The organism is Vibrio sp. 1159 (genome assembly GCF_033340395.1).
Classification (GTDB): domain Bacteria; phylum Pseudomonadota; class Gammaproteobacteria; order Enterobacterales; family Vibrionaceae; genus Vibrio; species Vibrio alginolyticus.
The window spans coordinates 43809-55003 of sequence record NZ_JAWOWL010000035.1 but is presented as its reverse complement, the minus strand read 5'-3'; the positions used below and the strand labels follow the sequence as shown (position 1 = coordinate 55003).

Annotated in this window: 8 protein-coding genes; 2 read left to right on the top strand and 6 right to left on the bottom strand. The window is 46.8% G+C overall.

Annotated features, from left to right (window positions below):
- The first annotated feature begins 120 nt into the window (after positions 1-120).
- Entirely contained in the window at positions 121-3552 is a 3432-nt protein-coding gene (locus R7127_RS21375) for a PAS-domain containing protein (RefSeq protein WP_033907290.1), read from the top strand.
- 91 nt (positions 3553-3643) lie between these two features.
- Here the strand turns inward: R7127_RS21375 and R7127_RS21370 are convergent, their stop codons facing one another.
- The 5 genes from R7127_RS21370 to R7127_RS21350 form a co-directional block, all read right to left on the bottom strand.
- Positions 3644-5029, bottom strand: a complete 1386-nt coding sequence (locus R7127_RS21370) for a class II fumarate hydratase (RefSeq protein ID WP_176311193.1) — start codon at positions 5027-5029, stop codon at positions 3644-3646.
- 17 nt (positions 5030-5046) lie between these two features.
- Positions 5047-5424, bottom strand: a complete 378-nt coding sequence (locus tag R7127_RS21365; RefSeq protein WP_005382370.1) for a hypothetical protein — start codon at positions 5422-5424, stop codon at positions 5047-5049.
- 199 nt (positions 5425-5623) lie between these two features.
- Positions 5624-6106 carry a hypothetical protein gene (locus R7127_RS21360; RefSeq protein ID WP_005382371.1) on the bottom strand — a complete coding sequence of 161 codons (483 nt, stop codon included), beginning with the start codon at positions 6104-6106 and terminating at the stop codon, positions 5624-5626.
- 108 nt (positions 6107-6214) lie between these two features.
- A complete protein-coding gene (locus R7127_RS21355; protein WP_005382372.1) occupies positions 6215-7942 on the bottom strand; it encodes a sodium:solute symporter family protein in 1728 nt (575 codons plus the stop codon).
- A gap of 12 nt (positions 7943-7954) precedes the next feature.
- The gene (locus R7127_RS21350; RefSeq protein WP_005382373.1) at positions 7955-8218 is read right to left on the bottom strand and encodes a DUF4212 domain-containing protein; all 264 of its coding nucleotides are present in this window, start codon (positions 8216-8218) and stop codon (positions 7955-7957) included.
- Between the two features lie 520 nt (positions 8219-8738).
- Between R7127_RS21350 and R7127_RS21345 the strand changes: the two genes are divergently transcribed.
- The gene (locus R7127_RS21345) at positions 8739-10490 is read left to right on the top strand and encodes a potassium/proton antiporter (RefSeq protein WP_005382374.1); all 1752 of its coding nucleotides are present in this window, start codon (positions 8739-8741) and stop codon (positions 10488-10490) included.
- On the opposite strand, the gene R7127_RS21340 is transcribed toward R7127_RS21345, so the two are convergent.
- The gene (locus R7127_RS21340; RefSeq protein ID WP_005382375.1) at positions 10487-11116 is read right to left on the bottom strand and encodes a response regulator; all 630 of its coding nucleotides are present in this window, start codon (positions 11114-11116) and stop codon (positions 10487-10489) included. The genes R7127_RS21345 and R7127_RS21340 overlap by 4 nt on opposite strands.
- Between the last annotated feature and the right edge of the window lie 79 nt (positions 11117-11195).

Below are 11195 nucleotides of genomic sequence, written 5' to 3'. Positions count from 1 at the left end.
TTGGCGCTGGACTAAACAAAGGCCCCCTTTTAGGGGGCTCACACAAAGCCACCTTCTTTAGAAGGTGGTAATTTACTCTCTTGCTTTAAAAGTAGCAAGAAAGGCAAGAAAGGATATCGGATGCAAGGATGGCTGGTGGTTCCCGTTTCTTTAGCGTATTTGGGAGCTTTATTTATCATCGCGTGGTACGGCGACATTCAGAAAAGGTGGCTAGCACGCTGGCGGCCTTGGATTTATAGCCTTTCCATTGCGGTGTACTGTACATCATGGACCTTCTACGGCACGGTCGGGCAGGCCAGCAGTAATCCTTGGTCTTTCTTGCCCATCTATATTGCTCCCATTTTAGTGTTTACCATCGGATGGCGCGTTTTAGCTCGGCTTATTTTGATTGCTAAACGGGAACACATCACGTCGATTGCTGACTTTATCGGAGCACGCTACGGTAAATCCCAAGGTTTGGCCGTGGTTGTTACGCTCATAGCGGTTGCGGGAATTTTGCCGTACATCGCTTTACAGCTGCGTGGTATCACTATGGGGCTTGAAATTATTGCTCCGGAGCTGGCTACTGATTTTGGTTATCAAAACGATAGCGTGTCGTGGTTTGTTGTGGTCGCATTGGCGATTTTTACGATGCTATTCGGTACCCGCCACATTGATAACACGGAACACCATCGTGGGATGATGATGGCAATTGCCTTCGAATCCATTATCAAACTGCTGGCTTTTTTAGTGGTCGGTGTCTTCATTGTTTGGTTGGCGATGAACACCGAGAGTTTGAGCTTACTTGATGTTGCCGCGCAGACGTATCAGTCACCAAATATCCCGACTATATTGATTCATACTGTACTGACCATGCTGGCGATCGTTTGCCTTCCGCGACAATTCCATACGATGGTGGTGGAAAATGAACGTGCTCAAGATTTGCACGTGGCTCGTTGGTTGTTCCCCATTTATCTGATCTTAATGGGGATTTTTGTTTTACCTATTGCGTGGGTAGGGCAAGGCCTCTTGAGTGGCGCTTCGCCTGATACTTATGTCATCAGTGTGCCGATGTCGGTCGGGGCGAGTGAAATCGCCTTGCTTGCGTTTCTAGGCGGTACTTCAGCGGCAAGCGGCATGGTTATCGTATCGACGATTGCCTTAGCGATCATGGTCTCGAATGACTTGGTTATGCCATTGCTATTGCGTCGCATGCGACTGACGCAGCGTAACCACCACCATTTTTCTGAATTATTACTGCGGATCCGCCGTGGTTTGATTTTAGTTTTGTTGATTGGCGCGTGGTGTTTCTATCAAGCGTTGGACACCATTCATTCACTTTCTGCTATCGGCTTTCTCTCGTTCGCGGCTATCACGCAATTTGCTCCTGCGCTGGTTGGCGGTATGTATTGGCGTCAAGGGAATAAGAAAGGTGTGTATGTTGGCCTCGCGGTGGGTTTTGCTACCTGGTTGATTACGTTAATGAGCCAAACAGACATGCTTGCCGGAGACGCCAGTAATAACTTCCTGATCTGGTTGATTACGCCACCAGAGGTATTGGCTAGTTTTGATATCGCGATTTCAGATTGGGGGATGATCCTCAGTGTGGTCGCTAATGCAGTGTGTTTTGTTGTGGTTTCTATGGCTACCCGACCAAGCCTAAGTGAGCGCTTACAATCGGCATCATTCGTTGGTACACCGCTGCCTGAAAGCGAAAATATGAGCCTGTACCAGAGCCGCGTTACGGTTGCGGAACTGGAAATGCTAGCGTCCAGATTTGTCGGACGAACGCGAGTTAAAGCGGCGTTTCAAGCCTACTGGAGCCAGCAACGAGAAGAGTTAATGCCGAATCAGCAAGCGCCATCTTCTCTGATTCGGCATACGGAGCGTGTGCTAGCAGGGGTATTTGGTGCATCTTCTGCTAAGTTAGTACTTACTTCCGCTCTGCAAGGAAGAAACATGCAGCTTGAAGAGGTGGCGACTATCGTCGATGAAGCCTCTGAACTGTACGATTTTAGTCGGGGTTTACTCCAAGGCGCGATTGAGCATATTGGACAAGGTATTGCGGTCGTCGATAAGCAACTACGCTTGGTAGCGTGGAACCAACGCTATTTAGAACTCTTTGAATTTCCGCCAGGCCTGATTCAAGTAGGTCGACCGATTGCGGATGTGATTCGGCACAATGCAGAGCAGGGGTTGTGTGGCCCTGGTGACCCTGATGACCACGTTCGTCGCCGTGTTTATCACCTTGAGCAAGGGACTCGGCACACCTCTTCTCGGGTTCGTCCCGATGGTCGCGTGATAGAGGTGCAAGGTAACCCAATGCCAGGTGGTGGCTTTGTGATGAGCTTTACCGACATCACCGTATTCCGTGATGCAGAGCAAGCACTGAAAGACGCCAACGAGACATTGGAAGAAAGGGTACGTCTGCGGACTCGAGAATTAGAACAACTTAACAAGCAGCTGGTGGAAGCGACGCAGCGCTCGGATTTGGAATCGAAATCCAAATCACGGTTCTTGGCGGCAGTAAGCCATGACTTGATGCAACCGCTCAACGCGGCGCGTCTATTCGCTTCTTCACTATCGGAAGTCGCCAAAGACAGCGAAGCCAAAAAGCTGTCAGCACACATTGAAAGTGCTTTAGAGGCTGCCGAAGACTTAATTGGAGATTTGCTGGATATCTCGCGTTTGGAATCGGGCAAGTTGGAAGTCAACGTGCATGGCTTTGCGTTAAATGATGTGTTATCGAATTTGAATGCTGAGTTTAGTGCGTTAGCCAAACAGCAAGGTATAGAGTTCACCATGATTCCGTCCTCACTCATGGTTAAGTCGGATCCCAAACTGCTGCGCCGTGTGGTGCAAAACTTCCTGACCAATGCGTTTCGTTATAACCCGAATGGCAAAGTCGCACTCGGTGTTCGCCGCGTGAAAGGGCGAGTGCGTATTGATGTATGGGATAATGGAGTGGGGATTGAAGAAGAGAAGCAGCAAGAGATTTTTGAAGAGTTTAATCGCGGAACTCAAGTTCGTTCCGACCAAGGTCTCGGACTTGGTTTGGCGATTTCGAAAGGAATTGCTCAGGTACTTGGGCATGAAATTTCGATGCGCTCTTGGGTTGGAAAAGGCAGTGTTTTTTCCATCACCCTAGATAAAGCTGATCATGTTCAGCCTCATCCAGTTCACGTGGCAATGAGTAAGCAATCTGAACTTGGTCATCTGAGAATCCTATGTGTCGATAATGAGCCTGACATTCTAGTCGGCATGGAAAACTTACTTTCCCGATGGGGCTGCGATACACGAGTTGCGATTGATTTAGTTGAAAGTCTACAAGCGCTTGAGGATGGTTGGATTCCGGATGTAATTTTCTCCGATTACCGACTTGATGATGGTCGTACTGGTTTAGAAGTGCTACAGCAATGCCGCCTGAGATTAGGCCACAGCTTTGAAGGCGTCATCATCAGTGCAGATCGTACCGATGATATGCTTGATGGCATCAAAGCAAATGGGTTCAGCTTTATTGCTAAGCCAGTTAAGCCGCTTAAGCTGCGTTCGGTGCTCAATCGAGTCGCTTAGGATTGGAGTGTTTGAAAAATCGCTATAAAAAGAGACCTCCGAATGGAGGTCTCGATGTTTGTAATCTTAGTTGATAGGCTGAGTTTGCCGCTTATTCTGCGACTCCGCCTTGAGTCAGTTTGGCTGGATTAAGTAATCGCTCTAGTGTGGCTCTATCCAAATCAGTTTCTTCTTCCGCGACATCAATAATCGCGCGTCCCTGTTTGTAGGCTTTTTTCGCGACTTCTGCCGCTTTTAGGTAACCAATGACCGGGTTGAGAGCCGTGACCAAAATAGGGTTTTTGGCGAGTGCTACATCCAAGTTATCTTGGCGAACTTCAAACGTCGCAATGGCTTTGTCAGCTAAAGCGGTTGCGCTGTTAGAGAGTAACTCGACGCTCTCCAATACGTTATGAGCAATAACTGGCAGCATGACGTTAAGCTGGAAGTTGCCCGCTTGGCCTGCGACGGTAATGGTGGTGTCATTACCAATGACTTGCGCTGATGCCATAGCTGCGGCTTCTGGGATCACAGGATTTACTTTGCCAGGCATGATGGAAGAACCCGGTTGCAAGCCTTGTAATTCAATCTCACCTAAACCAGCCAATGGGCCTGAATTCATCCAACGAAGATCGTTTGCGATCTTCATGATCGCAACTGCTGCTGTTTTGAGCTGTCCCGACAGAGCGACGATCGCATCTTGACTGCTTAAATTGAAAAAGAAGTTATCACTGGCCGTGAACTGAATACGAGTTGACTGGGTTAGGTTGCTAGCGAATAAGTCTGCAAAGCGTGGATCGGCATTGATCCCCGTTCCAACCGCCGTACCACCTTGGGCTAAGGCTTTTACAGCAGGAAGAGCTTGTTCAATCGCTTGTTTTGCATGCTCGATTTGGAACTGCCAACCGCCAAGTTCTTGAGCAAAGGTAATTGGCATCGCGTCCATTAAGTGGGTGCGACCGGTTTTTACAACATCTTTCAATGCTTGCTGTTTAGACTCTAGTGTTTGGCTGAGGTGTGACAGGGCCGGGAAGAGCTGTTTTTCGATGGCTAATGCTGCGCTAACTTGAATGGCCGTTGGTACCACATCGTTGCTGCTTTGCCCCATGTTGACGTGATCATTAGGGCTGACAGTGCCGCCTAGATGCTGGGAGGCCAGTGTTGCAATTACTTCATTCGCATTCATATTTGAGCTAGTGCCAGATCCCGTTTGGAACACGTCAATTGGGAATTGCTCAATATGATTGCCTTCGATAATTGCTTGAGCTGCGTCAGCAATCGCGTTGGCAATATCTCCCTCAAGCAGCCCTAGCTGTGCGTTGGTGAGTGCCGCAGTCTGCTTGATGTGTGCTAACGCTTTGATAAAACCAGATGGCATTTTATGTTGACTGAATGAGAAGTTATCGACGGCGCGTTGAGTTTGGGCTTGGTAGAGAGCATCTGCAGGGACCGTTACTTCGCCCATACTGTCAGTTTCTATGCGGAATTCGGTGCTCATGGTAGGGATCCTTTTGGTTAATCGAGTGAGATTTGAATCAGGCGTAATTGTTGTTGTAGTGCGAGAAATTTCACGTCGCCTTGTTCAAACTGGTAGTAATAGCGTTTGAGGCAGAATAATGGCGTATGGATAGAATCGAGACAAACACGACGGAAGATACGACTGCGAGTTGAGTCTTGAATTGCGTCTAGTAAATGGAAATAAACCTGACGTAAAAACAGCTCACACAACAATAGATTTTCTTCATCGGCATCGTGTTCATAACAGGAAGACAACACCATTCCCCAATGAATATAGTCATGAATCACGTCTGGCTCAAAGCCATGTGGTGCGGCGAGAAGGAATCTATCTTGGGCTTTAAAAAATGCGTTAAAGATGTCCCGTTTGTTGTCCATAACCACCTCTCATTGAATGTAATGATAATTATTATCAATTAACTTGTGGGTTGGCAACCCTTTTTAGAGTAAGAGGTTGTTGAAGAAAGACTTACGGAAACAAAAGCCGACGCAAAGGCGTCGGCTGAGTAGGAATTCATTTATGCTAAGTGAAACTAATTCAATGTCGTTTGAAGACCGGTGAATTAGCTTGTCACCGTTATTCAGTAAATAAGGTTTCGTACTTCACAAATGCGGTTTGTGTTTCACCATAATATAGTGTGCCGCCTGATTGAATGACGACTCTTAACCAGCTTTCTGCAGATGCAGGCTTTGGTAAGGTGATGTACCAGCTTTGGCCTGCTTGATCGGCGGGCTTCATATCAATCGGTTGAGCGTTTTTTTCTTTGTCACTCACAATAGAAACTTTAACCCCTTCGAGTGGGTAAGCGGCGTTGAGTGACAATTCTAAGTTATTTTTAGTGAGTTTTTCCGAGCGAAATTTCACTTTAAAATCGCCATTTTCCATATCACACAGACCGCTGGTGTAACGACAATTAGACTTACTCGCGAGTTTGTAAGTTTCCCCTTCTTGCGCCGCGTGGGGCTTCTCGCTGAGGGCCATATCGGTACCGAAGTAAGCGATCAAAGAGAGAACTGGCGCAATCAGTAGAGCGAGAATAAAGTGCTTGTTTTTGAACATCTTGGCTTCCTTGCAACGACATACTGCGAATATGGTAACTGAAAAGTGAGAATAAAAAAGCCCCGGACGGCTGGTTCCAAACGGGGCTTTTGTGGTTTTGATTAGTTTTTAGTGATCCACTGCACTACCAGCACCTACTGGCACGCGAACGTGTTCGACTAGGTCTTTTACTTCTTGTGGCGTTTCTGCTGTTACTTTGGATACAGCGAATGCGACGATGAAGTTAAATAGTGCGCCAATAGCACCAAACGCGTTTGGCTCAATACCTAGGAACCAGTTTGTTCCCCAGCTTTCTAGATATTTCCAATCAGCAACGAAAAGAATGCCTTTGTGTTGGAATACGTAGAACAGCGTAATACTGATACCCGCAATCATACCGGCGATTGCGCCTTCTTTGTTGATGCTCTTGCTGAAGATGCCCATCATCAATGCAGGGAAGATGGATGAAGCGGCAAGACCAAAGGCGAGTGCTACCGTACCTGCGGCAAATCCAGGCGGATTTAAACCGAGATAGCCTGCGGCTGCTATCGCTACTGCCATTGATATTCGACTAGCAAGTAGCTCTTTTTTCTCGGATATGTTCGGATTGATAACCCCTTTGATTAAGTCATGGGAAATAGCTGAAGAAATGGCGAGTAGTAAACCTGCTGCGGTAGATAGTGCAGCTGCAAGACCACCTGCTGCCACAAGTGCGATCACCCAGTTTGGTAGTTTAGCGATCTCTGGGTTAGCCAATACCATGATGTCGTTATCAACGCGCAGTTCGTTGGTGGACGCATCTGAAGTGTATTGGATATTGCCATCGCCATTTTTATCGTCAAAACCGAGTAGTCCAGTTGTTTCCCAGTTTTTGAACCACGCAGGACGCTCGTCATACGCTAGGTGCTGACCCGGAGCTGGATTTACCGTATTCATTAGGTTGAGACGAGCCATCGCTGATACCGCTGGTGCTGTAGTGTAAAGGATTGCGATGAAGATCAGAGCCCAGCCTGCTGATGTACGTGCGTCGCGAACCTTCGGCACGGTAAAGAAACGGATAATTACGTGTGGTAGACCGGCAGTACCAATCATCAGTGACATGGTGTAGACAAACATATTAAGTGTGTCGCCACGTACTTGGGTCGTGTATTCACTGAATCCGAGTTCGGTCACCACTTGGTCAAGCCGATCGAGTAGATAGACATCGGTACCAGCCATGGTACTCCCCAGACCAATTTGTGGGATTGGGTTACCAGTGAGTTGCAGAGAGATAAAGATTGCAGGGATAGTGTAAGCAAGAATGAGTACGCAATATTGAGCAATCTGCGTGTAAGTGATGCCTTTCATGCCGCCAAGAACCGCGTACATGAAAACGATACACATACCAATTAATAGGCCAGTGGAGTAGTCCACTTCTAAGAAGCGACCAAACGCAACGCCCACGCCTTTCATCTGACCGATAACATAAGTCACTGATGCGATGATAAGACAAACAACCGCTACGATACGTGCTGTGTTGGAGTAAAAGCGTTCACCAACAAACTCTGGCACCGTAAACTTACCAAATTTGCGTAGGTAAGGCGCTAGCAACAGCGCAAGCAGAACGTAACCACCAGTCCAACCCATTAGAAATACTGAGCCGCCATAGCCCATGAAGGCAATTAAGCCTGCCATTGAGATAAACGACGCTGCGGACATCCAATCGGCTGCGGTTGCCATACCGTTTGCAATCGGGTTTACACCGCCACCAGCAACATAAAACTCTTTGGTTGAGCCGGCGCGAGCCCAAATAGCAATCCCGATGTACAGGATGAACGTGGCGCCAACGACCAGGTAGGTAATAGTTTTCAAATCCATCTGAGTGACTCCTTATTCGTCCACGCCGAATTCACGGTCAATTTGGCGCATCTTCCATGCGTAATAGAAAATAATTCCTAGGAAGGCATAGATGGAGCCTTGTTGAGCAAACCAGAAACCGAGTTTGTAACCGCCTAGTTGAAATTGATTTAGTACGTCGACAAATAAGATGCCGCAGCCGAAAGACACGACGAACCAGATGACCATTAGGCCGATCATGAGCTTCACGTTTTTGTCCCAATAGGCTTTGGCTCTTTCTTCGCTTTCAAATGCCATTGCCGTCTCCTTACGATTGGTATTGTTGTTAATGAAATGTTTCAATGTGTACATTAGCAAGGTGTTGGCAATAACTCTTTTCAACTTTAGTCGGGGTGTTAAAAATGAAGAATCCCCATGCTATGGGCTTTTGCAGCGAACAAAGGGGTAAAATATTATGTTAATAAACTGTTAAGTTAGCCAAAGGTCTAAAGGTTGATTGGATAAACAAGCATGATTAAGACTGGCCATTAATCTTTTCTTCATTGAACTTGGAGATGCTGTGTAAGTATTGGTGGTGATCTTGTGGCTCTTAAAGAGAGAAGGCGTAGATAAGAAAGCTCACAAGTAATTTATTTACATAAAGTTTTCGCATCAAATCACCGTTTTAACGCACAATAAAGTAATATAACTGAGTCATTCTCGTACAACCTCGCATTTTGAGACGGTGTAAAGGGGAGGCAGATTAGGGCATTACTTCATTAACGAAGTAGCCTTGCTCATCACAATTATTATCGTTTTTCATTAAGGGAGGGTGAGAATGGACGCAGACACCATTAACAGTTTTTTTCTAATAGGTGCGTTGTTAATCGCACTTAGCGTTCTTTTAAGCCCAGTGTCTTCTAAGTTGGGGATCCCAATTCTTTTGGTATTTTTAGCCGTTGGAATGCTGGCGGGGGAAGACGGCTTAGGCGGCATTTTATTCGATAACTTTTCCATCGCTTATTTGGTTAGTAACCTCGCATTAGCCATCATTTTGCTTGATGGTGGGATGAGAACGCGGGTCGCCAGCTTTAGGGTTGCGTTATGGCCCTCGGTCTCTTTGGCGACATTTGGCGTTGCGATCACCACCATTTTGACCGGGCTGATGGCAACGTGGTTATTCGACTTAGATTTATTGCAAGGCATATTGGTTGGTGCGATTGTTGGTTCCACCGATGCTGCCGCGGTCTTCTCTCTACTCAAAGGTCGTAGCCTGAACGAACGTGTTGGTTCAACGCTGGAAATTGAATCCGGCACCAATGACCCTATGGCGGTGTTTCTGACCGTAACTCTGATTGCTATTTTAGCGAACCCTGGCGCAGATTTAAGTGCGGGCTTTTTGGCGTTCAGTTTTCTTAAGCAGTTTGGTATCGGCGCGTTACTTGGCTTCGCTGGTGGCTGGATCTTATGGAAAGTTATCAATCGCAATCAATTACCAGATGGGCTGTATTCTATTTTAACGGTCAGTGGTGGCTTGCTTATTTTTGCTTTATCTAACACTTTGGGTGGCAGTGGTATTTTGTCGATTTACCTCGTTGGTCTTTTATTAGGTAACCGTCCAACACGCAGCCGACACTCTATTCTTCATGTTTTAGATGGTATGACGTGGCTAGCTCAAATTGGTATGTTTTTGGTGCTTGGCTTGTTGGTTACACCATCTAATTTACTCTCTATTGCGTTGCCAGGTCTTGCGCTTGCCTTCGGGATGATTTTGTTTGCCCGACCAATCTCAGTTTGGATTGGTTTACTGCCATTCAAGAGTTTCACGCCACGTGAAAAGTGGTTTGTCTCTTGGGTAGGATTGCGTGGCGCTGTACCTATCATCCTCGCGGTATTTCCAATGATGGCAGGGTTGCCAGATGCTCAACTGTACTTCAATTTGGCATTCTTTGTAGTAATGGTGTCTTTGATAGTACAAGGGGGCACGTTGACTAAGGCGATGTCTCTTGCAAAGGTCGAGCTACCTTCTAAGCCTGAGCCAATTTCGCGTACGGGTGTAGAGATTTACCCGACCAGTGAGTGGGAGCTGTTTATCTATAGACTTAAAGCAGATAAATGGTGCATTGGTGAGCCATTACGTAGTCTTTCGATGCCGGAAGGAACGCGTATCGCCGCTGTATTTCGCAGTAAAGAGCTATTGCACCCATCCGGCAGTACGCGTCTTGAGGAAGATGATACCTTGTGTGTATTAGCACAAGAAAAGGATTTAGATGCACTGAGCTTACTGTTTAGTGAAGCCCCAGAGAAAGCGTCGCTAGCGCGATTCTTCGGTGACTTCTTCCTCGATATTGAAGTGAAGCTTGCCGATATTGCCGTGATGTATGGTTTGAATCTGGGGGATGAGCCGCTGGATAAAAGTTTGAGAAACCTTGTCGAAGAGCAATTAGGTAGCACGCCAGTATTGGGAGACCATTTCGAGTGGCAAGGTTTGCATTGGATCGTCGCTGATGTTGTTGATCAGCAGGTCACTAAAGTCGGTATCCGATTGCCAAACGAAAAAAGTAAGTCTGACGATAAGACGTCAATCTAGTCGCTCATTTCCGTCAGCATAATCACGGCTTGCGTGCGGTTCTTTACACCGAGCTTACGGAAAATCGCTGTCATGTGCGCTTTTATGGTGGCTTCTGAAACATTCAATTCGTAAGCGATTTGCTTGTTCAGCAAGCCATCGGACAACATTCCCAACACTTTATATTGCTGCGGTGTTAGCGCAGCAATCTTTTCCGCTAAGTCATTACATGCCGCGTTATTGGTGATCAACCCTTCAGGGAAGTATGGGTCGCCATTCAGCACTTGATTGAGCGCGTTCACTAATTCGCGCATGTCGCTGGACTTGGGAATAAAACCAAATGCACCATGGCTTTTCACCTGCGTCACGATCGCCGGCTCTTCACTCGCTGAAACGACGACGATAGGTAAATCTGGATGCTCTGCTCGCAAATGAATCAAGCCAGACATACCATTTGCTCCTGGCATTTTGAGATCCAATAGCACTAAATCTGGCTCTTCCTCTCGTTCTAACAAAGCCAGAAGTGCGTCGAGTGAGTCCGCTTCCAGCAAATTTGCACCACTAATAGCCATGTGGATAGATTGAAACAAGGCATTCCGGAAGAGTGGGTGATCATCTGCAATAATGATGGTGTAGGTCGAATCCATGACGTTAAACACTTTTGACTATTTAGTTAAATTTATTATTGTCCAGCTTTGAGAGAGTGGACAATATTTATTCGCTAAA

Excerpts from the sequence above, each read along its gene's own strand:
- R7127_RS21375 (WP_033907290.1), top strand. The coding sequence starts at position 121 with ATGCAAGGATGGCTGGTGGTTCCCGTTTCTTTAGCGTATTTGGGAGCT.
- R7127_RS21370 (WP_176311193.1), bottom strand. The coding sequence starts at position 5,029 with ATGAGCACCGAATTCCGCATAGAAACTGACAGTATGGGCGAAGTAACG.
- R7127_RS21365 (WP_005382370.1), bottom strand. The coding sequence starts at position 5,424 with ATGGACAACAAACGGGACATCTTTAACGCATTTTTTAAAGCCCAAGAT.
- R7127_RS21360 (WP_005382371.1), bottom strand. The coding sequence starts at position 6,106 with ATGTTCAAAAACAAGCACTTTATTCTCGCTCTACTGATTGCGCCAGTT.
- R7127_RS21355 (WP_005382372.1), bottom strand. The coding sequence starts at position 7,942 with ATGGATTTGAAAACTATTACCTACCTGGTCGTTGGCGCCACGTTCATC.
- R7127_RS21350 (WP_005382373.1), bottom strand. The coding sequence starts at position 8,218 with ATGGCATTTGAAAGCGAAGAAAGAGCCAAAGCCTATTGGGACAAAAAC.
- R7127_RS21345 (WP_005382374.1), top strand. The coding sequence starts at position 8,739 with ATGGACGCAGACACCATTAACAGTTTTTTTCTAATAGGTGCGTTGTTA.
- R7127_RS21340 (WP_005382375.1), bottom strand. The coding sequence starts at position 11,116 with ATGGATTCGACCTACACCATCATTATTGCAGATGATCACCCACTCTTC.